The sequence below is a fragment of the Pararhizobium sp. A13 genome (assembly GCF_040126305.1).
In the GTDB taxonomy this organism is placed as follows: Bacteria; Pseudomonadota; Alphaproteobacteria; order Rhizobiales; family Rhizobiaceae; genus Pararhizobium.
In genome coordinates, this window is the sequence record NZ_CP149510.1 from 2250372 (window position 1) to 2272687 (window position 22316).

The following is a 22316-nucleotide window of genomic DNA, read 5'->3' on the forward strand; positions in this document are numbered from 1 at the left end:
CTCCTTTCTTAAGGCTGCCCGGCGGTTCCGCCGGGCGTTTGAATAGGGCGGGTTATAGATGTGGCGTTTGCTGGGCGGGTCAAGCCGCTCGATGGTCACGCGGTTTGGGCAACCGCGTCCGGCCTGCGATCCAGCATGCCACTGATGATTGTGAGAACCAGCGCACCGGCGACCAGGATCGCGCCGACCCATGGCGTCGCCTGCAAGCCGAGCGGCGAGGCGACCACCAGGCCGCCAATCCAGGCGCCGGCGGCGATGCCGAGGTTGAAGGCGGCGATGTTGAGCGCGGAGGCGACATCGACCGCACCGGGGCGGTGCTGCATGGCAAGCTGCACGACATAGAGCTGCAGGCCAGGCACGTTTGCGAAAGACAGGAAGCCGAGGGCTGCAAGCGTGATCAGGGCGGGGATCGCCGAGACCGAGGTGAAGGTGAAGACCACCAGCACGGCGGCCTGGGCGGCAAACAGCCAGTTCAGCGCCTTCACCGGATTGCGGTCGGCAACGCGGCCGCCGATGATGTTGCCGGCGGCGATCGCCAGGCCATAAAGCACCAGCACGAGGCTGACGGAGGAGGCGGCAAAGCCGGTGATTTCCTCAAGCATCGGCGCAAGGAAGGTGAAGGTGACGAAGGTGCCGCCGTAGCCGAGCGCCGTCATGCCGAAGACGAGCAGCAGGCGCCCGCTGCCGAGGACGCGGACCTGATCGAGAATGCTGGCGGGAGCAGCCTTCGACAGCGTCGACGGGAGAAGCACGGCAATCGCTGTCAGGGCGATGGCACCGAGGCCGGCGACGGCCCAGAAGGTGGCCCGCCAGCCGAACGTTTGGCCGATGAAGGTGCCGAGCGGGACGCCCGTGATGATGGCGACCGTCAGGCCCATGAACATCAGCGCGATGGCCGAGGCGCGACGATTTTCCGGCACAAGATCAGCCGCGATCGTCGCCCCGACCGAGAAGAACACGCCGTGGGCGAAGGCGGACAGGATACGGGCGACAAGCAGCGCCTCATAGGAGGGGCTCAAGCCCGCCATCGCATTGCCGGCGATGAACAGCGCCATCAGGCCGAGAAGCAGCGGCTTGCGCTCGATCCGGCCGGTCAGCGCCGTCAGGATCGGGGCGCCGAAGGTAACGCCGAGCGCGTAGATGGAGACGATCAGCCCGGCGAGCGGCAGCGTGATGCCGAGATCGGTGGCGACGGTCGGCAACAGGCCGACGATGACGAATTCCGTGGTTCCGATCGCATAGGCCGCGATCGTCAGTGCATAGAGGGCAAGAGGCATGGGAGCACCTTTGGTCGCCCGTGGGAGGCCGGGCTTGGGTTGGCGGCGGCGCGTGCCACCGCTGGTTTCGTTGGCCGGACTATGAGCCAAAGGGACTTGCGCGATAATCGGGAGGAATGGATAAATGCCTGTGAAGTTAATTCACAGGAGAAACCGAATGGACAACCGGGCAGGGGAGATGGAGGTGTTCGTCACCGCGGCGGAACTGAAGAGCTTTTCCGCCGCCGGGCGGCGGTTGAAGCTGTCTCCCTCGGCCGTCAGCAAGCTGGTCACCCGCATCGAGGACAGGCTCGGCACGCGCCTTCTGGTGCGTACCACGCGCTCGCTGCTCTTGACGCCGGAAGGGGAAATCTACCTCGGCCGGGCGCAACGCATTCTGGGCGACATCGCCGAGACCGAACGGCTTGTCTCGCAGGGCGGCCGGGCAACGCCGCGCGGCCTGTTGCGTGTCAATGCCACCGTCGGCTTCGGCGAATGCTACATTCTGCCGCTCGCCGGAGAATTCCTGGCGCTCTATCCGGAGGTCCGGCTCGAACTGACGCTGACGGACGGCCTCATCGACCTGATCGAGGAGCGCACCGACGTGGCGATCCGCGTCGGCCCGATGCGTGATTCATCCCTGAAGGCCCGCAAGCTGCTCGACAGCCACCGCATCACGGTCGCCACGCCTGGCTATATCGAGCGCCGTGGCCAGCCGAAAACGCCCGAGGACCTCGCCGCGCATAACTGCATCACCTTCACGTTCGGCAGGACGCCCGGCGAATGGCCGTTCCGTGACCCCGGCGGCACAGCTGTGTATTTGAGCCCTGCTGCGGGCAATGTGCAGGCGGCGAGCGGTTCGATTGCCCGGCAGCTCTGCCTGCAGGGCCTCGGCATCGCCCGCATCGGCAAATTCCACGTCGAACGCGATCTTGAAGGTGGCACTCTGGTCGAGGTGTTGAAGGACTACAATCCGATCGAGCCGGAACAGGTTTACGCGGTCTTCGCCGGCCACGAGCACCTTGCGGCCCGCATCCGCGCCTTCATCGATTTTCTGGCCGAGCGGGTATGAGCTGCGACCCTCGCCGCCCGCGAAAATTCAGCCGGTTTTATTCGGCAAGCTTAAGCGAGGTTCTGGCTTGACTGGCAAGATGGCTCTGGCAATTTGACGAGACGATCCCCATCCTCCTTTCAGACCGTCTGCAATCCGAGTCCTGACGACATGCCCAAGCAGCGAGAAATGTCCCTGACGCCCGATCTGGTGGCGCTCTGTCACCGGGATATTGCCGATCCCGGTCCCGACGGACGCTGGACCGCAATCAGCGATCAAGGCTATGGCGAACTCGCCGAACGGCTCGATCGGGAGAGCCTGGGGCAGCCGCTGTGGGTGTTCGCCTATGGTTCGCTGATCTGGAAGCCTGAGTTCGAGGCGATCGACAGGCAACGGGCGACCGCATTCGGCTGGCACCGATCCTTCTGTCTGCACATCAATCGCTGGCGTGGCTCGCGCGATCAGCCGGGGTTGATGATGGCGCTGGAGCGCGGCGGGCGATGCGACGGCGTCATCTATCTTCTGCCGGACGGCGACCGCGTCGGGCAGATCGAGCGCATGCTGCGGCGAGAGGTCAGCGCCTTGGAAAATATCGATTCCGTCCGATGGCTGTCGGTAAGATCCGAGAGCGGCCCGTGCAGGGCGTTGGGTTTCTGGGTTGGGGCGACGGGAGAGCGGATCCTGTCTCGCCGGCCGCTGGATGAGGTCGCAGGCATCCTGGCACGTGCGTGTGGTCATCTCGGGTCCTGCGCGGAATATCTGTACAACACCGTTTCCCATCTCGAGGATTTCAGCATTCGCGACCGCAACCTTTGGCGACTGCAACAGCTTGTGGCCGCGGAGATCAGATCGATCCACCTGTCAGCCATTGCGTCGTCACTATAACGGCCGTTTGGAGGATAGGTGATGCCGGACAATCAAACTCATCTGCCGGTGCTGGCCTTTGCCAGCGCCGCCGAATGGGAAGGCTGGCTTGCCAGTCAGCCCGCGGCCTCGAATGGCCTATGGCTGAAGTTCGCAAAGAAGGCGTCGGGCGTACCGAGCGTCTCGAAACCGGAGGCGATCGACGCGGCTCTCTGCCATGGCTGGATCGACGGCCAGCTCAAGCCCTTCGACGAGAACCACTGGCTGATCCGGTTCACGCCGCGCCGCCCCAAAAGCAGGTGGTCGGCGATCAATTGCAGACGGGCGCAGACGCTGATCGAAAAGGCCCGGATGCGTCCGGCCGGGCTTGCGGAGATCGAAAAGGCCAAGGCGGACGGCCGCTGGGCCGTGGCCTACGAGCCGCAGAGCAAGACCACCGTTCCGGACGATCTACGCCGGGCGCTCGACGGCAACGAAAACGCCAAAGCCTTTTTCGGCACGCTGGACAGCGCCAACCGCTATTCCGTGCTCTACCGCGTCCACACGGCGACGAAACCAGAAACCCGCGCGCACACCATCGAGAGGCTGGTCGCCATGCTCGCCCGCGGCGAAACTTTCCACCCGCGCAAGGGGAAGCTCTCTTAGCGTTTGACCGCGACGCGTCAGTGTTCGGCGCGTTGCGTTCCATGCGCCCTGACGATGGCGTCCGCTTCCTTGCCGTACAACTCCTCGAAATGATCGAAGGTCTTGGAAAAATAGCCTATTCCTTGCGTCGCCGAGCGCAGCGCGCGCGCCAGTTCGTCGAGCGCGCCGCCCGGCACGAGAGCCCGGAAGATGTCCCACCCCTTGGCGGTTTCATCCCGGTCAAAGCCGAGCACCTGACCCTTCAGAGCCGAGACGATCTGCACCAGGCTGCCCGAATAGACCGACGGAATGTGAATTTCGCTCCGGAAGACCGGCTGCATCAAGACGGCCGATCCTTCCGAAAGCGCCTGCCGCACCCCCATTTTCGCCGCGGTCCGGAAGGCGTATTCCGAACTGTCGACGGTGTGGTGCTGTCCGTCGGTCAGCGTCACGCCGACGTCGATGACCTCAAAGCCCAGCGGCCCCTTGTCCATCGCCTCGCGCGCGCCCGCTTCGACGGCGGGGATGTAATTGCGCGGAACCACGCCGCCCTTGACGGTTTCGCCAAAGGTGAAGCCCTGGCCGCGCTCGTTGGGGTGGATGCTCAGTTTCACGTCGGCGAACTGCCCGGCGCCGCCGGTTTGCTTGCGATGGCGGTAGTGAACCTCCGATGGTTTCGATATCGTCTCGCGATAGATCGGGCTCGGTGTCCGGTCGGTGACGGCGATGTGGAACACGTCGGACAGGGTCCGGCAGAGATCGCGCAGGTGCACCGGTCCCTGGGCGCAGACGAGCTGGGCACCGGTCCCTTCCTCCTGCATGACTTTCAGGCCGCGATCCGCCTCGGAAAGTTTTGCCAGCGTTTCGGAGAGCTTGTTTTCGTCCCGCTCGCTGCCCGGCACGAGGATTCTTTCAAGCATTGGCGTCGGCGGTTCCGTCCACTCCGGCGGACCCACAGCCGCCTCGGAAGTCAGAAGCGACGGAACGCCCAGGTGGTCGGACTTGACCGTCGCGAAGACATCCCCCGGCGCCGGTGTAACGGTCGAGTTGGACCGGCCGTTTGCGGGGTCCTGCACGGCGCCCAGACTGGCGCCGCCCAGTGACGCGCCTTGCTTCAGCCCCTCGCCAAGCGCGCGCACAAGGACCGTCTTGCCGACATTCTGGCGATGGTAGGCGTGAAAGCTCACGGCCACCAGCTTGCGTTCATCGGCATTGCCTGCGCGGGCAAGCCGCTCGCGAAGCACATCGACCGGCGGCGCCTCGTGGCGCAGTGCCTTCATCAGCCTCATCATGCCGTTGCCATGACTTGCTGCGCCGATCAGGACCGGGATGATCCTGTTTTCCTTGAGAATCCGCGAGGAGATGGCGTAGAGCGCGTCGCTGGGCGGTTCGCGGTCTTCGATAAGTTCCTCGAGAAGCCAGTCATCAAATTCGGACAGGTGTTCCAGGAGTTCGGTGCGCGCCTCGCTTTCGCGCTCGGCAGTACTTTCGGGGATCGCGATCAGCGCTGACGGCTGGCCTTCCCGGTAGCGCCATGCCCGTTCCGAAATCAGATCGCAACTGCCGACGATCCTGTCATCTTCACGGATCGGAATCTGGCGAAGGAGAAGTGTGTGGCCGGCGTAATCCTGGAGCGTGGCGATCACGTCCCTGAGCCGCCCCCTCGGCTCGTCCATCCGGTTGACGAAGAGGATGCACGGCGTTCCCGAGGCTTCGATCACCCGCAGATAGGGCGCGGCGAGCACGGCCTCGTCGGGTGCCGGCGAGACGCACAGGACGCACGCGTCGCAGGCGAGAAGCGCATGTTGCGCATGCACCAGCGCTTCGCCCCCTCCCGGTGCATCCAGCGCACTCCATGCTTCGTTTCCGAAATTGAATTCCGTCAGGTTCAATCCATAAGGGGAAATGGATTTTCTCGGCGCCCCCTCCAGCGAGCCAAGCTTTTCCACAATGGTCGATTTTCCGGTTTGCGAGGGTCCAAGTACAGTAAAGCAGCGCATGCGCGGTCCTCCACCTGCCATAAGCACAATTCTCGGGCATCATAGGATGCCCTGATCTCGTGCGGGGCGCCAGAGGGTGATTTTTGTCGCGCGACCGGCAACTCCGTCTAGCGCTTCACCGCCACCAGAAACAATCTCGGGAATTTCAGCAGCACATGACCGTCCGCGAGCGGCGGATAGGCGTCCCGGACACGCTCGAGATAGGCGGCAAGATAGGCCTCGCGTATATCGGGCGGCAGGACGTCGAGATAGGGGCGAAGGCCGGTGCCTTTCACCCATTCGACGATCGCTTCGGCATTTTTCAGCCGGTGATAGTAGACCGTATGCCAGACATCGATCTTGATCGACTTCGGCGCCAGCCGGTCGAGATAGACCGCAGGTGCGCGCAGGGGATTGCGGCGGCTGCGGTTGATGTAGAATTCGCGGAAGCGGCGATGCTCCGCCAGATCCCGCATCGAGGCATGACTCGGCTCGTCGAGGTTGTCAGGCATCTGAACGGCCAGCGTCCCACCCGGGATCAACTCATCCATCAGCCGGTCGAAAATATCGAGATGGTCCGGCAGCCACTGGAACACCGCGTTTGCGAAGAACAGTACGGCCGGTCGCGGCGGTACCCACTGCGACAGGTCGCCCTTTTCAAAACGGGTATGCGCCATCCGCTTTCGCGCTGCCGCCAGCATGTTCTCGTCGCTGTCGACGCCGGTCAGGAGATAGGCGGGAAAGCGGTCGTGGACGAGCTCGGTCGAATTGCCAGGCCCGCAGCCGAGATCATAGAGGGCACCCTCGGGCAGGTTGGGTACGTGGCCCAGAAGGTCGCGCGCCGGCCAGGTGCGCTCGTCCTCGAATTTCATATATTGTTCGGCGGACCAGGCCATCGGCTGTCTCCTTTGGCGCTAGCCCATGTTGCCCAAAAGTCTGCGGCGGTTTTGGGGTAACGACATGCGCGAAACAAAAATAAAAATACGCCTTGCGCGCCTACAGGCTTTCCAGCGACGGCAGGATCAGCGCGGGACCGAAATCGGCATATTCGTCCGGCATGTTGCCGCGATTGATCCAGACGGTGCGGAAACCGAATTTGGTCGCGCCGGCCACGTCCCAGCGGTTGGAGGACTGGAACGAGACGGCGTTCGGATAAAGCCGGTAGGTGGTCGTCACCATGTCGTAGACCGCCGGCGAGGTCTTGAAGGCCCGGACCGTCTCGACGGAGAAGATGTCGTCGATGATGAGGTCGAGACCGGCCTTCTTCACCGCCGATTGCAGCATCTGCGGCGTGCCGTTCGACAGGATGGCGATGCGCGCGCCGCGGCTCTTCAGGCTTTTCAGCACGGCTGGCACTTCCGGATAGCAGTCGAGGTGCCAGTAGGCGTCGAGCAGCGCGGCCTTGAGCTTCCGGTCGGCCGAAGGAAACCGCGCGAAGGCATGGTCCAGCGACTGTTCGGTCAGTGTCCAGAAATCGGCGTGCGCGCCCATCAGCGTCCGGATCCAGGAATATTCGAGCTGCTTGGCGCGCCAGAGGTCGGAAAAGGCCTGGCCGTCAGGCCCCATCGCGCCCGCATGCTTGCGCACCGCCGCGTGCACGTCGAACAGCGTGCCATAGGCATCGAACACATAGGCCGCATGGTGCATCAAACCCTCCCGTCATTTCCCTTCGCGCTCATCCCTTTCAAAATTCGAGAGAGATGGCAGCGCCTTGATCGCCGTTTGTCTACGGTTCTTTGCCGGGATCATGTCAAAAATTTGTGCATTGCACAATCGTTCTCGAACAGAAAGCGGTTCAACTCCTTGCGGGTTTCCAGGCCTTGGCCGGAAACCGCAGCGCCTGCTTGGCCAGCCGTCCCTTGAGCCCGAGCACCGTATCGCAGAGAGCGGTGACATGCCGGTTCGGCTTTGCCTCTGGCCGCAGCCCATGCAGCGCCGCCGCGGCCTCCTCCGGTTCCATGTAGCGGGCCAGAATGCCGAGCGTCAAAGCCGTGGAGCGGCCGATGCCGCGCAGGCAATGGACAAGGAGATGCGCATCCCCGGGCAGGCCGTCGATGAAGGCGAACGTCCGTTCGATCGCCTCGATCCGCGCTGCATCCGGCTCGTCCGGATCGGTGACATCGCCGAACAGCAGTTCCAGATGCCGCTCCTCCGGCAGCTCGATCATCGACAGAAGCTTCGTCCCCGGTGCCCGGATCGAGATCAGATGGCTCGGCGCCCACAGGGCGCGATTGTGCCGCGCCTCGGTCTGCGACGCGACGATCAGCCTGATCGTCCAGCCGTTCGGATGGTCAGGATTGGTACCAAGCAAGGGCGCGTAAAGCGCATCCAACTGCTTCTCAGCCGCGCGCGTTTCAGCTGCAAGTGCCATGGGTCGCCTCATGATTCCTTTTTGCTGCCACGAAAATAGCGGCGCCGGATGGAAGGGGAAAGTGAAAAAGTTGGCTCATAAGCGCGGAGATTGCGTCCGCTGCCACGCCGTTCGTTTCGTCTTGGCGTGCCAGGGGTGTCACCAACCATCTGGGCAGCCTCCAAAGGTGCGTCGCAGCAATTCATTGTGCATTGCAATATAAATACTTTTCGCTATTGTGACGGGATGATGACAAAGACGTTTTTCAGATTGATTGCATGGGGCGTGCTGTCCGCACTTGTGTTTGTGACCCTGTCGCCGATCGGATTTCGCCCTCACACGATAACCACCGTCGGGCTGGATCGCGCGGCCGCCTTTTTCCTCGCGGGCGCCGTCTTTGCCGTCGCCTATCCCGGGAGGTGGATGTCGCTGGCGCTCTTTCTCGTCGCGGCGGCGTTCGCGATTGAAATGCTGCAGGAACTCTCTCCAACCCGGCACGCGAAATTCGATGACGCTTTGATCAAAGCCGTGGGGGCTGTGGCAGGCATCATCGCTGGCAAGGTTGCTTTGACCATTCGGCGCGGCATTCTCGGGCGCCGGCTCGCTGGCCAAATCCTGACGCCAAGTGAGGTGGGGGCAAGCGCGCCTTCGCAGTAGCGTTCGCCTGCTAAAACTGCGTAATGACGCTGGTCCCCAGATCCTGCGCCGTATTATCGTCATTGGCGCCGGCACAAGGGCCTGATCTCCACCACCGACGGCGGCAAGACCTTCGCCTATCGCCGGGCTGCGTGATTGTGCGCGAATGTCGACTCCTCCCACGAGGGGAGGCCCGAACCGCTAGCAAGCCTCTCCAACCCCGTTGCAGCCGTTTTGTGAAAAGCGGAAGAGCCCTCACTCAGTCATTCCTGTGCTTGTCACAGGAATTAGCCACGGCGCGTCCGCGGCTTTTGGCCATGTGAAGAATGACCTCAAATCGAGACGCAAGCTCGTTTCCACCTTGATCCGCGAGGCAGGAATGAGCGCACCCGAACGGTTTACCGGAGACGTTGTGGAGGCGCTGGCAAACGCAGGCCCGTTCCGGTTGAGGTCTGTTCTTGTACAAGGCCGAATTCCTGACGCCGAACACCGGAAGCGACTTCAATCAGGGCACACCGGTGGACATGCCCGCCCTCGGCGGCGCATCGGCGGAACCGCTTCGTTTTCTGGATTATCTGATTTACGAACCGGTGCGGACCGTGATGCTTTGGAAGAGCGGCATCTCGGTCAACGTTCCAGCACCAGAGCGCTACGCCGTCCACAAACTGATCGTGGCGTCGCGGCGACAGAACAACGACAACGGTATCCTGAAGCGGGATAAGGATGTCAGGCAGGCGTCTCTGTTGTTCGAGGCTTCGGATTGGCAATCCGCAACCGCTGATGCATCCGACGCGAACCAGAATGGTCCCGGCTTTAAATGACCGGACGGTTATAACGTTTTTACGAAAAAATTATAACCGTCTCGGCTGCTGTGACCGGCGATCTGGAAAGGCCCTCACTTCTTCTTGGAGACCGCCTTTTTGACCGGCTTTTCCGCGACGGGTTCCTGGCCGAGCCGCAATGCCTTCAGCATCGCCGTCTTCTTGTTTCGCGCCGCCAGTTCCGCGTTGATGATGCGGAGTGCTGCCGCGGACGTTTCGTCCTGACTTCGCCGCACAGTGACTTTGCCGGGAGCCTTGACGTCGATTTTATCGGCCAATGTATGAACTCGCTTTGCAATGGTGATGGGGAGGGAACGGGAGATTGCTCTCCCGTCGCTGTTAAAAGACCGCGAGATATTTCAGCAGCGAAACAATGCCGATGATGATCACGATGATCCGGACGATCTGCTTGGCACGGCCGTCGATCGGCAGCCTTGCAACAAGATAGAGAACAAGCACGATGACGAGAAACGTGATCAGAATACTGATCAGCATGGATGATGCCATTTATCCCACTCCATAAGCAACGACGCGTTGTCGCGACCATGGTTGAAATAGGGCGCTTCGCGCCGAATGTAAGTTGTAACGGCCGGAATAGTCGCGGCGACCATGCGAGCGTGCCGATAGCGGTGAAGCTATCCCCTGGGGGGCTAAAACTGAGTGATGACGCTGATCCCCAGATCCTGCGCCGTGTCCATCGTCATCAGCGCCGGCACGGCTTCTTCCAGGTTGATATGGCGGCCGATCAGTTTTTGCGGGTTGAGCTTGCCGGTCTCCAGCATCGCCATCATCGCCTGGTAGCGCCAGGCTTGCATGCCGTGGCTGCCGTAGATTTCGAGCTCGTGGCCGATCACCTGCGCCATCGGGATCTGCGGCGCCGCATGTTCGCCGAGCATCAGGCCGACCTGCACGTGGCGGCCGCGGCGGCGCAGATTCTTGATCGAGTTGAAACACGTGACGGGCGAGCCGAGCGCATCGATCGAGACATGGGCGCCGCCCTTGGTGATCTCGCGCACGGCCTCTGCCACATCGCCGGTGACGCTGCCGTCGATGGTGGCGACGGCGCCGACTTCGCGGGCGAAGGAGAGTTTCGTCTCGGAAATGTCGATGCCGATGACATTGGCGCCGAGCGCAGAGGCGATCATGATCGCCGAGAGCCCGACGCCGCCGCAACCATGCACCGCCACCCATTCGCCGCCGCGGACGCGGCCCTGGTCGACGATGGCGCGGAACGAGGTGGCAAAGCGACAGCCGAGGCTGGCGGCGGTGGCGTAATCGAGGTTGTCGGGCAGGTGCACGAGGTTCTGGTCGGCATAGTCGATGGCGACATATTCGGCGAACGAGCCCCAATGGGTGAAGCCCGGCTGGAACTGGTTCGGGCAAACCTGGGCATTGCCGGAATGGCATTCGCCGCAGCGGCCGCAGCCGGAGACGAAGGGCACGGTCACGCGGTCGCCGACCTTGTAGCGCATGACGCCCTTGCCCTTGGCGGCCACGGTGCCGGCCAGTTCATGCCCGGGCACATGCGGCAGGGCAATGTCCGGATCATGCCCCATCCAGCCATGCCAGTCGCTACGGCAAAGCCCGGTCGCCTCGACCTTGATGACGACGCCGTCCTTGCTCGGGGTCGGGTCGGGCAGCATGCGGATATCGGGCGTCTTGCCGAAGGCGTCGTAATACATGGCTTTCATCGGATGGTCCTTTGTGCTTTGGGCGGCAGACTATGCGAGCGGTGTCATCCGATCCAGATTGGACGGCATGACTTTTTTTGATGTACCTATTTACCCCGTTTCTCGATTTTCCGGCTATTGCGGATATCAGAAAGACAAAACAGGAGGTGGCATGAAAGAGGCCGCGCCCGCTGAGAGAACGGATCACTGAGATGCAGGTGATGATCGAGGGACAGTCACACTTCCAGCCTTTCGGCTTACCTTATTGGGGTTTCGCAGATCTCAATAAGGGAGTTAGAAGCATGACTGCCTCTTATGAATACCATATCGGCGTGGACTACCACAAATCCTACAGCCACCTTGTTGTCCAGGACAGTAGCGGCAAGACGCTGAGATCAGGCCGGGTGAAGAACAATCGCCAGTCGCTGGGCGGCTTCCTGGAACGCTATCGCCAGAACTCGCATGCGGTTGTCGAAGCGACGCGCAACTGGATGGTGATGTACGACTGGCTCGACGACATTTGTGATGATGTCGTTCTCGCCCATCCGTTAAAGGTCAAGGCGATCGCCGACGCCAAAATCAAGACCGACAAGATCGATGCCACGGTTCTGGCACATCTGCTTCGCGCCGACCTGGTGCCGGAGGCCTGGGCGCCAACCGAGAAGTCACGGGAGCTGCGCGTCGCCCTGCGCGAGCGGATGTTTTACGTGCGGCTACGCACGATGACGAAGAACCGGATCGTCACCGTCTTTGATCGCTATCCGGAGCAAACGGCACTGCTGAGGAAGCTCGGCGACCTGTTCGGCAAGGCCGGCCGCGTCCAGCTGGCGCAAGTGAAGGTCTCGGAAATCGACCGCATCCAGATCGACCGTGGCCTCGACTTCATCGGCGACATCGACGTCCGGATCAAGCAGTCGGAAGCAACGATCCGAGCGATGACCAAGGCCAATGCCAACGTCAAGCTGTTGAAGACGATCCCCGGTATCGGCGAGTTCTTCGCCCGGCTGATTGACGCGGAGATCGACGACATATCGCGGTTCCGCAACCCGAAGAAGCTTGCCGCCTATGCCGGCCTTGTGCCCTCGACCTACTCCTCCGGCGGCAAGACCTATCACGGCAAGATCATCAAGCAGGGCAACAAGTGGCTGCGCTGGGCTTTCGTCGAGGCGGTGGCCCCCGCCATCGCCAGCGATGCGCAGCTGCGCGCCCAATACGAACACCTGAAGATCAGAGGAGTGAACAAGGCGCGCGTGGCCATTGCACGCAAGCTTTTGACGATCGCCTTCCAGATCCTGCGTGACCAGCGCGCCTATGAGCCGCGCGACACCAGCACCAGGGAAGGCGCGTCGACGATATCCCGGTTGTCCTGATGACAGTCTAGCGAGCCCGGCAGGACTGGGCTGCGCTCTTACAGGAGAATGGGAAGCCGGGAGCCGAACGCCACTCTGTGACCGAAGCCACAAGCATCAGGGTCACGCATTGGAGAATGGTTCAAGAACCGAAGGACAGCAAAAGCAATCTGTCCGGCGGGAAAGAAGGACTTTGCCGATCGGCGCGATTGCCGGTCAAACATTAACCGAACCCAAGGAAAAAGCCGCCAAATGGTGGTGTTCTGCTCCTTGCGTTCTTTCATTGGAGACCGTCATGGCCGTCGATATATCCCCGCGCAGCACCACCTGGACCTATGTCGAAGGCGAATGGCTTACCGGCAATCCGCCGCTGATCGGCCCGACCTCGCATGCCATGTGGCTCGGCTCGACGGTGTTCGACGGCGCCCGCTGGTTCGACGGCATCGCGCCCGACCTCGACCTGCATTGCCAGCGCGTCAACCGCTCGGCGCTGGCGCTCGGCCTGAAGCCCGTGGTGACGGCGGAGGACATCGAAAATCTCGCCTGGGAGGGGTGCAAGAAATTCGACGGCAGGACGGCGATCTATATCAAGCCGATGTACTGGGGCGAGCATGGCATGCCCGGCAGCGTCGTCGCCGTCGATCCGGAATCGACCCGTTTCGCGCTCTGCCTGTTCGAAGCGCCGATGGGTGAAGGCCCGGGCGGCCAGACGCTGACCGTCTCCCCCTTCCGCCGCCCGACGATCGAATGCATGCCGACCGACGCCAAAGCCGGCTGCCTCTACCCCAACAACGGCCGTATCCTGATCGAGGCGCGCAGGCGCGGCTTCTCGAACGCGCTGGTGCGCGACATGCTCGGCAATATCGCCGAGACCGGCTCGTCCAACGTCTTCATGGTCAAGGACGGCGTCGTCTTCACGCCGGCCGCCAACAAGACCTTCCTCGCCGGCATCACCCGCTTGCGCGTCATCGGCCTTTTGCGTGATGCGGGCTTCGACGTGGTCGAGACCACCCTGACGCTGTCCGATTTCGAGGGCGCCGACGAAATCTTCACCTCCGGCAACTATTCCAAGGTCGTGCCCGTCACCCGCCTCGAAGACCGCGACCTCCAACCCGGCCCGATCGCCGCCAAGGCGAAGGATTTGTACATGGACTGGGCGCACTCGGCGGCTTCGGACATGTAAGGACGCTGCAGATCAGCCATCCGCCCCGGAAAGCGGATGGCTCTTTCTTGGCGGCAGGACAGGGGGCTGCTTCTGGGACCCATTGCGGTCACGTAGAATGGCGGTCAAATCGACGGTCGGATAAAAATGCCGCTGAACTTTCCGTCAGCCGCGAGCGTGAATCTCCATTCCAGATCACCCTTGTCGAAGCGGACGTCGTAGACATCCCAGCCTTCCGCCGACACCCCCTTGAAGGATATTGCCTGCAGCGGTCCCATGCGCTCCAGATCGGCCTGAATAGTTGCGAATTGCTCGCGCGCGGCCGTGGCGAGCGGAGGTGTCATCTGGTCAAAGTCGGGTTCGCCACGCTGGTGCTGGTCGATGATTCGCACCAGCAAAACCTCACTGTTTTCCACCGGGCGTCTGTTTTTCACCCGCTCGGCAAGCGCCTCTTCCAGATCGGTCACGGCGCTTTCCTCGACGCGCGGTGCAGCCTGTTCATAACCGTTCTGATGTAGTACTAGGCCAGATACCACACCTTCGTGGTCACGGCTGAAGCTGAGCTGCGCCTGAACCGCCTTGTAGAAGAAGCGGTCAACATCTTCGGGAAAGATTTCAAGCTCTGGCTGACCTGTCAGTCGCGAAAAGAGCCGACCATCCCTTAGGGTGATGACGTAGCCGAGCGTATCCAGAAGATAGTAGCCGGCATACCCCACGTAGAGGGCAGGATCGATCTTCTGCTCAGTTCGCGGTCTCGCTTGTTCGTAGCGACGCCATGCGATGGCATCCGATGAGATATCGGTCATGTTCGTGTCCTTTGCGAGCTTCAGTAGTTCATCAATCGAAAGAAGGTCTCCCGCGGCGATCTTCGCCTTCAGGACAACTACGGTGGCAAGGCTGCGCTGCGTGCGCCCGAGCTGTTCCTGTAAGGTGAGGTTCTGCATCGCGAGCATGCGATCGAGATCGGTGGTTTGCCCCGCAAGCAGCCGGGCGATCTCCTGTAGGCTGAGACCCAGCCGCTTCAGCGCAAGGATTTCATTAAGGCGTGCAACTTCGTGAGCACCATAGAGCCGCCAGTTCTTTTCTGTCCGACGGGGACGGATGAGTCCTGTCTGCTCATAGAGCCGGAGCGCACGTACTGTAATGCCGATACGCCTGGCGCATTGCGCAGCCGTTAGCCAAATCTTTTCATTCCCATCCGAGCTCATGTTGTCTCCCGCGATGTCACGCTCATCTTCTAAGATATGACGTGGGGTCCGGCTCAAGAGTGTTCCTTGATTTTTTTGCGGCGGCGGCACCGCAATTGGCGCCAAGCTGCCATCTCCTTTCCCAGGAAAGTCTGCACTCCGTCCAAAAACACGTAAAACTGGGTTGAGATGGTATCCCGCAATGGCTATCTGGTGCATCTCAAGCGAACCTCTGCAAGCAACAAGGCGCATCCAGGCATGATCCCAGAATTCCTCGTCACCCATTCCGGTGGCTTCCATGCCGATGAGTTGTTGTCCAGCGTCATCCTCACCCGGCTTTTCCCGCAGGCGCGCATCATCCGCAGCAGGGCGCCGGAATGGCTCGCACCCGGTCCAGACCGCATCATTTACGATGTCGGCGGCGCCTATGATGCTGATGCGCGCATCTTCGATCACCATCAGCGCGGTGCGCCGCTGCGCGACGACGGCCAGCCCTACAGTTCGTTCGGATTGATCTGGAAGCACTATGGCCGCGACTATCTCGCCGGGTCCGGTGTTCCAGAAGCGCATGTCGAGACGATCCACGGCTCTTTCGACACCAGCTTCGTGCTGCCGGTCGATCTAGTGGACAATGGAGCGCTCAGCCCCGCCGTTGCCGGGAAGCTGGCGGGGCTCACCTTGCCTGCGCTGCTGGAAACGTTGAAGCCCGTTTTCGACGAGACCGATCCTGAAGCCGACGATCAAGCTTTCCACGCGGCATTGGCCATTGCCCGCAGTTTTGTCGAGGCAAGGATCGCCCAAAATGCTGCAAAGCTGCGGGCCGAGGCGCTGGTGCACCAGGCCATCATGGATACGGGCGAAGCGCGCATCCTGGAGCTGCCGATGGGGATGCCGTTCCGTCCCGCCATCGTCAAGGCGGGCGCCGATCACCTGCTGTTCGTCGTCCATCCGCGCGACAAGGATTGGTGCCTGACCACCATCCGCCGCGCCGACGAAGGCTTCGAGGTGCGGGCCGATCTGCCGGCCGCCTGGGCTGGGCTGACCAATGGTGATCTGGAAGCGGTGTGCGGGGTGAAGGGGGCGAGCTTCTGCCATAACGGCCGCTTCGTTGCCGCAGCCCGGACCCGCGAGGCTGCTCTTGCCATGGCCGAACTGGCGGTAAATGAGGCTGTTGCCGCTGGTTCTGTCGAGGTGGCGGCGGCCGAGTAAGAAGCGCAGGCAAGCCCTCGACTACTTCGACCCCGCCACCGGCGTCCCCCCATCCGTCACCAGCGCAAATTCCTTCATCTCCTCGGCCGTCAGATAGTACAGCCTGTCCGGCGGCGTCTCGAGCGCATGCAGCCAGACACCGGACTTGACGCCCATGTCCTCCAGATGGCGGCTGACGTCGGCGGTCATCTTTTGCGCGTCCGACATCGCCTGTTCGACCGAGAGTTTTTCTGTCGAGCCGTTGAAGATCTGGTGGACGCCGACGACGGCGCCCTTGTCGGCTTCACGGGTGATGCCGCCGGCCATGATGATCGGGCAGGAGGAGGCGCAGAGCGCGCCGCTGGCGACCTTCGTGCCGAGCCTCCGCTCGCGGATCAGCTTCGAGATGGCGAGCGCATCGCCGACGGCGCCGCCGGGAGAGTTGAGCAGCACGGTCTTCACATATTCGCCGCGCGCTTCGATTTCCTCGGCGAAACGGCCAGCAGCGCCCGGGTCGATCGACCCCTGTGCCGAGAGGATGCCGCCCGGCTGAAGCTCGAAGCCAATCGGCTGCTTGAGCGTTTCTGGATCGGCGGTGACGTCGGATGGCGCATTCTGCGGTTCGCCGTAGGTCAGCGCCGGCGGCAGCACGGGAACGGCTTCAGGCTGCATCGGGTCAAATCCGGGCAGGTCCCGGTTGGCGGCACTCAGTTCGTTCCAGTCGATAATGATGAAGACCACGGCGGTGGCCAGCAGTGCCTGGAAGACATGGCGCATCAGCGTGCCGTCATCGGCAGACAAGAGATAGGTTTTCAGCCGCTGCCCAAACCCTTCCAGCCGCGCGCGGGCGATCATTTGCGCGATTCCTTCATTTGCGGGGCCCCTTGCCGGAGAGGTCGAAGCTCGCGATGTTGGATTGCTCCTTCGCCTCGGCTTCTGAAACGGCGGTTTCGAGATCGACTCCACTTGTCTGCAAAGCCTTTTGCACCTGCAGCGCCTCCAGCAATTCCGCCGCGGTGATGCGCTCGGCAAAGGGCAGCTTCCGCTCCTGCCGTCGCAGCGCGCCATGGGCGATCGACAGCATGAAGACGAGGACGGCCGGCAGCAGATCGATGGCAATGGCGCCGGCCCAGCTCGGAATGAAATCCGAGGCATAGCGCAGCACGGCAGCGGCGGACGAGAGGGGAACGAAGCGGCGTTCTCCGACCGGTTCGCGCGTCAGGATCTGGTCGGCAGCCTCCGACAGAACTTTCGACTGGGCGGCGACCGAGGTCCGGATCGTTTCCATCACCTGGTCCTGCCGGTCGGCGAGATCGGCCTCGGCGCCGCTTGCGACCGGGGCGATGAAGCCGAGCGACAGGTCTTCCGCTGCCCGCTTCACGGAGGCGGCGATCGAGGTCTGCTCCAGCGAAGTGATGGTGCCGGTCAGTGCCACGGCTTCGGCCGCGAACTGCTCGGCGCGCGGATCGATCGCGCCGGGTGCCGAAACCAGCGTGCGCATGGTGGCCAGATGGGCGCGGCCTTCGTCGAAGAGGGAGGTGACGCGTTCGCGCGAGGCGGTGATGCCGGTTTCGAGCTCCTTGAGCTGCGCCGCCATCTGCCCGAGAAGCTGGACAACGCTGCCGGCGCCGGTCGTGCCGGTCAGCGCGCCGCTTTCGCGCTCCTGGTCCGAGAGGCGCTGGAAGCGCTCGGAGGTGCGCTGGATATCGGGAAGCAGGCTCTGGGCGGCAAGGGCATTCTGGTGCGCCCTGTCGAGATCGGCGGTGTAGTCCTCGACCGTTTCGGCGAGATGCTGTTCGAGCGCTGCCGAGCCGGCAAGGGCGGCGGCATTGAGCCAGCTTGCCATGGCGATGATCATCAGGCAGCCGAGCGCCATGATGCCGAGCATCGCGGTGCGTGCCGAGGCGCCGGTGATGTGCGGATAGAACCGTGCCATGTAGGTCCAGAAGGCGTAGATGGCGACGGAGACGGCGCTGGAATAGATCAGCGCCGCGAAGAAGACGGCGGTCGCCGAACCATCGAGGATGGAGCGGACCCCGAGATAGGTATAGACGCCCGATGCCAGCGCAAGCACTGCAAGCGCAAAGCGCGTCATGGTTTCGACGGCATCGATCCCGTCCTGCAAGCGATGAGATGCCCCAAGCGCCATGGAATTTCTCCGGCTGGTTTGGTTTAACAAACCCTTAAAATACCGGCGAAATCAAGGCTGGCGCGGCGGTTCAGCGGCATGCCGTGCTGGCAATCAGGCGGGCAAAGCGGGGGAGCCCGTGCGGCGGTGCATCGTCCAGGCCTGCAGACAGATGCCGATCAGGAAGATTACCGCCCAAACGGCGGTCACCGTCTGCACCGGGGCCGAGTCCGGGCCATTGCCGATCGGGCTTGAGGGCGGCACGCGCGACAGCGTCTCGTTGATCGCCGGCACCAGCAGGAGGAAGAAGGTGAAGGACATCGACAGCGCCTGCAGATAGCGGTTGAGGCGGCCGAACCAGCCGAGCCGGGCGATGATCAGCGAGAAGGCGACGGACAGGATCGCAAGGATGCCGATCGCATGCCCGGCATTGAAGCCGCCTGTGCTCGACAGCCCGAACGAGGTGAGGGCCGAAAGCACGAGCGTGACGACATAGATCCGCCCCGAATCGGTTTTCGGAAGGATCGCCCCGTATTTAGAAAAGCCGTAGAGGCCGGCGACAACAGGCACGACGCTGATGACGGTATGGACGATGCCGAGCGTGGACAACGGATTGGCCATGGAAATTCCCCTCGCGTGATTGAACGAACTTCGAATGCCGGAATGAAATACGTAGACCTGAAAACGCCTGCGGCCGCGATCTCTCGCACCGAAGCGATAATGACCGGGACGCAATAGAGCTTATATTTCCCAGGCTTTTGCGCAATCGAAATCAGAAGCTGCATCCACGCAACCAGGCAACTACTCCGCAAGACGCGGCTCCGCCTGAAGGCTAGACCGACGACAACGCGTCGAGCGCCGCCGTCACCCGTTGCCGATCGGCCGACGAAAGCGGCAGGATCGGTCGTGGCGGGTCGAAGCGGCTGAGGGCGAGCAGATTTGCCGCGGCGTGAACGACGCGGTAGCTGCTCAATTCGCGAAACAGTGCCCAGAACGGTTCAAAAAGCGCGTTGATGCGCTGCGTTTCGGCGCGATCGCCGGCCTGCGCCGCCCGCATCAGCTTGGCTGCCGGCTCCGGCAGCAGGCCGCCGATGACGCTGTACCAGGCAACGCCGCCCGACAGGATAGCGTCGGCCGCGAGCCAATCGCCGCTGTAGCCGATCGCGAAATCGGCGGGAAGTGAGCTTTGCGTCGCCTGATGGGCGGCAAGCATATCCGCAGCAGGCAAGGCCGGGTTTTTCACCGCAACGATCGTCGGGACCTCGGCGAGGCGCCGCAGAAGCACATTGCTGACGGAAAAATGCGTCGTGCCCGGATTGTTGTAGATGCAGACGGGCAGGTCCGTCGCCGCCGCGACCGCGGCGAAGTGTTCGAAGACTTCGTTGTCTCCAAGTGGCGTATAGGATACCGGCGCGAGCAGAAATCCCTGCGCGCCGGCATCCCGCGCGTCTTGGGCAAGGGCGATCGATTCGTCGGTGCGCAAGGCCCCGACGCCGACGATGATGGGGGTGCGCCCGCCGAGGCAATCGACAGCCGTTTCGACGGCCCGGCGTCTCTCACCACGGCTGAGATACATATAGGAGCCGGTGCTTCCAAGCAGGCCGACGGAATCGGCGCCTGCATCGGCGATGCGGTGAAGCAAGGCGCTAAGAGCGGTTCCATCGACGCGTCCATAGGAGTCGGCAGGCGTGATTGGGAAGGCGGACAGACCATGGAACAACATGTGTCATTCTCCTTGGAGGACGAGGGGCACCCGCCGTCAGACATGACGGTTTGCCATGCTGGCGTCAACACGGGTGCAACGCCGGTGTCCACGCGAGATGGAACAATCAAGCGCGAGAAGTATTTTCCATGCCTGTAGCGAAATTTGGCATGGCGGCGGTTGCCTGTTTCAGCGGTGGTCCCTATGTTCCGCCTCACCGATTTCTTTCATGAATTCCAACCCGGCTTTCATGGACCCCGCCACGAAGAGGAGATACCATCATGGCTTTCGAATTGCCGAACCTGCCTTACGACTACGACGCGCTTGCGCCCTACATGTCGCGCGAAACGCTCGAGTATCACCACGACAAGCATCACCTCGCTTACGTGACCAACGGCAACAAGCTTGCCGAGGAAGCTGGCCTCTCCGGTCTGTCGCTGGAAGAAATCGTCAAGAAGTCCTACGGCACCAACCAGCCGCTGTTCAACAATGCCGGCCAGCACTACAACCACGTGCATTTCTGGAAGTGGCTGAAGAAGGGCGGCGGCGGCACGGCACTTCCGGCCAAGCTCGACGCGGCCATCAAGTCCGATCTCGGCGGCTACGACAAGTTCCGCGCCGATTTCATCGCTGCCGGTGTTGGCCAGTTCGGTTCGGGCTGGGCCTGGCTCTCTGTCAAGAACGGCAAGCTCGAAATCTCCAAGACCCCGAACGGCGAAAACCCGCTGGTCCATGGCGCCTCGCCGATCCTCGGCGTCGATGTCTGGGAACATTCCTACTACATCGACTACCGCAACGCCCGTCCGAAGTACCTCGAAGCCTTCGTCGACAGCCTGATCAACTGGGATTACGTGCTCGAGCTCTACGAAGCCGCCGCTTAAGCTTCTCCGTCAGGATGAACACGAAACCCGGCAGAGATGCCGGGTTTTTTGTGCCATCTGCCTCAACGGCGCGGCGCCGCGAGCCCGGTGGCGAACGCCGTCAGCAGGTTCATGCCATGCGGCCAGTCGCCCAGACCGCTTTGGCCGTTGATATGGCCGGCCGCGCCGATGTCGACGAGACCGCTCCCCCACGCTTCGGCGCGCGCTCTCGCATAGCTCGGGGTACCAAAGGGATCGTTGCTGCTGGCAACGATCAATGATGGCATGCGCAACGGACCGGCTGGCGGATTGGCGAATTCCTGTGCCTCCTGCGGGAAAGACTCCGAGCGGGGATCGGGAACTGCGACCAGAAACGCTCCGGCGACGGGCGGAGCTGATGCCTGCTGCCAATGCGCGACGAGGAGGCAGGCGAGGCTGTGCGCCAACAGCAACGGCGGAGCAGCCGACAGCTTGACCTCGCGCTCCAGCGCGGCGATCCAGTCGTTGAGGTCCGGCCGGTCCCAATCCGATGGCCGGAAGCGCCGCATCCGCGGATGTGTCCTTTCCCAATGCGTTTGCCAGTGGCCTTCGCCCGATCCGCCGATCCCCGGCAGAATGATGATGTCCGTCATGGTCTCTCCTTGAAGTATCTGGACTAGAGCGGGATGTCGAAAGTGTGCGCGGGTTTCGGGCGGCATCCCGCTCTAATTTTTCGATAAGAGCGGATTCAGATTTCGGGTCGATTCGACCTGCAATCATCCGGCTCTGGTGCGAAGATGATGGACACGCTGCCGGTTATGAATGAGAACTCATCGGAAAACGCTGCCATTTGCCGATGGATTGAAGGTGAAAGATGGGAACTGCCGAAACAGACCGGTCCGCGCTCGATCCGACCGATATCGCAATCATCGAAGTGATGCAGGAAAACGGACGCATCGCGATTTCGGAGCTGGGGCGCCGGGTCGGGCTCTCCCAGCCGGCGACGTCGGAGCGGGTCAAGCGGCTGGAGGAGAAGGGCGTCATCTCCGGCTACGCGGCACGCATCGACGCTGCTGCCCTGGGGCTCGGGATGATGGCGGTCATTCGCCTGCGCACGACGCATGAGCATATCCGCGCCTGCCTCAAGCTGTTCTCCGAAATGCCACACGTCATGGAAGTCTTGCGCCTGACCGGCGAGGATTGCTTTCTCCTGAAGGTGCTGGTTCCGACACCGGGGGAACTGGAGACGATCGTCGACACGATCGCCAGATACGGGGCGGTGACGACGTCGCTTGTCCTGCGCAGCGAACCACCCAAAGCCATCGGCCGCGCCTTGCTGCAAAGGCTGTGAGCTGAGGGTTCCCGTCGGGGCAGGCGCGAATCCGACACATTATTCCGATATGTCGATGGCGACGACAGGTCCGCATGACGTGTCGATGAAATTCGCTTCTGTCGACATATTATTCAGGCGACAGGGATCGCCGCTGCGGCCGTCGCTGTCGTCGCGCAG

23 protein-coding genes and 1 pseudogene are annotated in these 22316 nt (G+C 62.3%); 10 read left to right on the plus strand and 14 right to left on the minus strand.

The window, feature by feature from the left end:
* Window positions 1-95: 95 nt before the first annotated feature.
* Window positions 96-1277, minus strand: coding sequence for an MFS transporter (locus tag WI754_RS10890; RefSeq protein WP_349433371.1), 1182 nt, complete (start codon window positions 1275-1277; stop codon window positions 96-98).
* A 157-nt stretch (window positions 1278-1434) separates the two neighbouring features.
* Here WI754_RS10890 and WI754_RS10895 point away from each other — a divergent pair, with 157 nt between their 5' ends.
* From WI754_RS10895 to WI754_RS10905, 3 genes are all read left to right on the plus strand, one after another.
* Complete coding sequence (locus WI754_RS10895) at window positions 1435-2328, plus strand: LysR family transcriptional regulator (protein WP_349433372.1); 894 nt, start codon at window positions 1435-1437, stop codon at window positions 2326-2328.
* A gap of 168 nt (window positions 2329-2496) precedes the next feature.
* Window positions 2497-3192 (plus strand): gamma-glutamylcyclotransferase, encoded by a 696-nt coding sequence (locus WI754_RS10900; protein WP_349433374.1) that lies wholly within the window; start codon window positions 2497-2499, stop codon window positions 3190-3192.
* Between the two features lie 21 nt (window positions 3193-3213).
* A complete protein-coding gene (locus WI754_RS10905; protein ID WP_349433375.1) occupies window positions 3214-3816 on the plus strand; it encodes a YdeI/OmpD-associated family protein in 603 nt (200 codons plus the stop codon).
* Between the two features lie 17 nt (window positions 3817-3833).
* On the opposite strand, the gene WI754_RS10910 is transcribed toward WI754_RS10905, so the two are convergent.
* From WI754_RS10910 to WI754_RS10925, 4 genes are all read right to left on the minus strand, one after another.
* Window positions 3834-5795: an elongation factor G gene (locus tag WI754_RS10910; protein ID WP_349433376.1), complete on the minus strand. Its 1962-nt coding sequence runs from the start codon at window positions 5793-5795 to the stop codon at window positions 3834-3836.
* Window positions 5796-5902: 107 nt separating this feature from the next.
* Window positions 5903-6670 (minus strand): trans-aconitate 2-methyltransferase, encoded by a 768-nt coding sequence (tam, locus tag WI754_RS10915; protein WP_349433377.1) that lies wholly within the window; start codon window positions 6668-6670, stop codon window positions 5903-5905.
* A gap of 100 nt (window positions 6671-6770) precedes the next feature.
* Window positions 6771-7421: a haloacid dehalogenase type II gene (locus WI754_RS10920; protein WP_113006260.1), complete on the minus strand. Its 651-nt coding sequence runs from the start codon at window positions 7419-7421 to the stop codon at window positions 6771-6773.
* Between the two features lie 148 nt (window positions 7422-7569).
* On the minus strand, window positions 7570-8145 hold the full coding sequence (locus WI754_RS10925) for a phosphatase (RefSeq protein ID WP_349433378.1): 576 nt from the start codon (window positions 8143-8145) through the stop codon (window positions 7570-7572).
* Window positions 8146-8280: 135 nt separating this feature from the next.
* Here WI754_RS10925 and WI754_RS10930 point away from each other — a divergent pair, with 135 nt between their 5' ends.
* Together WI754_RS10930 and WI754_RS10935 are read left to right on the plus strand one after the other, a co-directional pair.
* On the plus strand, window positions 8281-8781 hold the full coding sequence (locus tag WI754_RS10930) for a VanZ family protein (RefSeq protein WP_349433379.1): 501 nt from the start codon (window positions 8281-8283) through the stop codon (window positions 8779-8781).
* Between the two features lie 301 nt (window positions 8782-9082).
* Window positions 9083-9515: pseudogene (locus tag WI754_RS10935) on the plus strand (GSU2403 family nucleotidyltransferase fold protein); the annotation flags it as partial.
* A 140-nt stretch (window positions 9516-9655) separates the two neighbouring features.
* On the opposite strand, the gene WI754_RS10940 reads toward WI754_RS10935, so the two are convergent.
* From WI754_RS10940 to WI754_RS10950, 3 genes are all read right to left on the minus strand, one after another.
* Complete coding sequence (locus WI754_RS10940; RefSeq protein ID WP_349433380.1) at window positions 9656-9859, minus strand: hypothetical protein; 204 nt, start codon at window positions 9857-9859, stop codon at window positions 9656-9658.
* Between the two features lie 61 nt (window positions 9860-9920).
* A complete protein-coding gene (locus WI754_RS10945; protein WP_349433381.1) occupies window positions 9921-10088 on the minus strand; it encodes a Thivi_2564 family membrane protein in 168 nt (55 codons plus the stop codon).
* 143 nt (window positions 10089-10231) lie between these two features.
* The gene (locus tag WI754_RS10950; RefSeq protein ID WP_349433382.1) at window positions 10232-11272 is read right to left on the minus strand and encodes a zinc-dependent alcohol dehydrogenase family protein; all 1041 of its coding nucleotides are present in this window, start codon (window positions 11270-11272) and stop codon (window positions 10232-10234) included.
* A gap of 281 nt (window positions 11273-11553) precedes the next feature.
* On the opposite strand from WI754_RS10950, the gene WI754_RS10955 reads away from it, so the two are divergent.
* A complete protein-coding gene (locus WI754_RS10955) occupies window positions 11554-12621 on the plus strand; it encodes an IS110 family transposase (RefSeq protein ID WP_349433383.1) in 1068 nt (355 codons plus the stop codon).
* A 274-nt stretch (window positions 12622-12895) separates the two neighbouring features.
* On the plus strand, window positions 12896-13783 hold the full coding sequence (locus tag WI754_RS10960) for a branched-chain amino acid aminotransferase (protein WP_349433384.1): 888 nt from the start codon (window positions 12896-12898) through the stop codon (window positions 13781-13783).
* Between the two features lie 104 nt (window positions 13784-13887).
* Here the strand turns inward: WI754_RS10960 and WI754_RS10965 are convergent, their stop codons facing one another.
* The gene (locus WI754_RS10965; RefSeq protein ID WP_349433385.1) at window positions 13888-15234 is read right to left on the minus strand and encodes a MerR family transcriptional regulator; all 1347 of its coding nucleotides are present in this window, start codon (window positions 15232-15234) and stop codon (window positions 13888-13890) included.
* Between WI754_RS10965 and WI754_RS10970 the strand changes: the two genes are divergently transcribed.
* Window positions 15208-16158, plus strand: coding sequence for an MYG1 family protein (locus tag WI754_RS10970; protein ID WP_349433386.1), 951 nt, complete (start codon window positions 15208-15210; stop codon window positions 16156-16158). The two genes, WI754_RS10965 and WI754_RS10970, sit on opposite strands and share 27 nt — an antisense overlap.
* A gap of 21 nt (window positions 16159-16179) precedes the next feature.
* On the opposite strand, the gene WI754_RS10975 is transcribed toward WI754_RS10970, so the two are convergent.
* The 4 genes from WI754_RS10975 to WI754_RS10990 form a co-directional block, all read right to left on the minus strand.
* The gene (locus WI754_RS10975) at window positions 16180-16992 is read right to left on the minus strand and encodes an ATP-dependent Clp protease proteolytic subunit (protein WP_349433387.1); all 813 of its coding nucleotides are present in this window, start codon (window positions 16990-16992) and stop codon (window positions 16180-16182) included.
* 13 nt (window positions 16993-17005) lie between these two features.
* Window positions 17006-18286, minus strand: a complete 1281-nt coding sequence (locus tag WI754_RS10980) for a hypothetical protein (RefSeq protein WP_349433388.1) — start codon at window positions 18284-18286, stop codon at window positions 17006-17008.
* A 93-nt stretch (window positions 18287-18379) separates the two neighbouring features.
* Entirely contained in the window at window positions 18380-18886 is a 507-nt protein-coding gene (locus tag WI754_RS10985) for a hypothetical protein (protein WP_349433389.1), read from the minus strand.
* A gap of 211 nt (window positions 18887-19097) precedes the next feature.
* The gene (locus WI754_RS10990; protein ID WP_349433391.1) at window positions 19098-19988 is read right to left on the minus strand and encodes a dihydrodipicolinate synthase family protein; all 891 of its coding nucleotides are present in this window, start codon (window positions 19986-19988) and stop codon (window positions 19098-19100) included.
* Window positions 19989-20248: 260 nt separating this feature from the next.
* Here WI754_RS10990 and WI754_RS10995 point away from each other — a divergent pair, with 260 nt between their 5' ends.
* A complete protein-coding gene (locus WI754_RS10995; RefSeq protein WP_349433392.1) occupies window positions 20249-20848 on the plus strand; it encodes a superoxide dismutase in 600 nt (199 codons plus the stop codon).
* Between the two features lie 62 nt (window positions 20849-20910).
* Here the strand turns inward: WI754_RS10995 and WI754_RS11000 are convergent, their stop codons facing one another.
* Entirely contained in the window at window positions 20911-21459 is a 549-nt protein-coding gene (locus WI754_RS11000; RefSeq protein WP_349433393.1) for an alpha/beta hydrolase, read from the minus strand.
* Window positions 21460-21680: 221 nt separating this feature from the next.
* On the opposite strand from WI754_RS11000, the gene WI754_RS11005 reads away from it, so the two are divergent.
* Window positions 21681-22157, plus strand: coding sequence for an Lrp/AsnC family transcriptional regulator (locus tag WI754_RS11005; RefSeq protein WP_349433394.1), 477 nt, complete (start codon window positions 21681-21683; stop codon window positions 22155-22157).
* Window positions 22158-22316 lie beyond the last annotated feature (159 nt).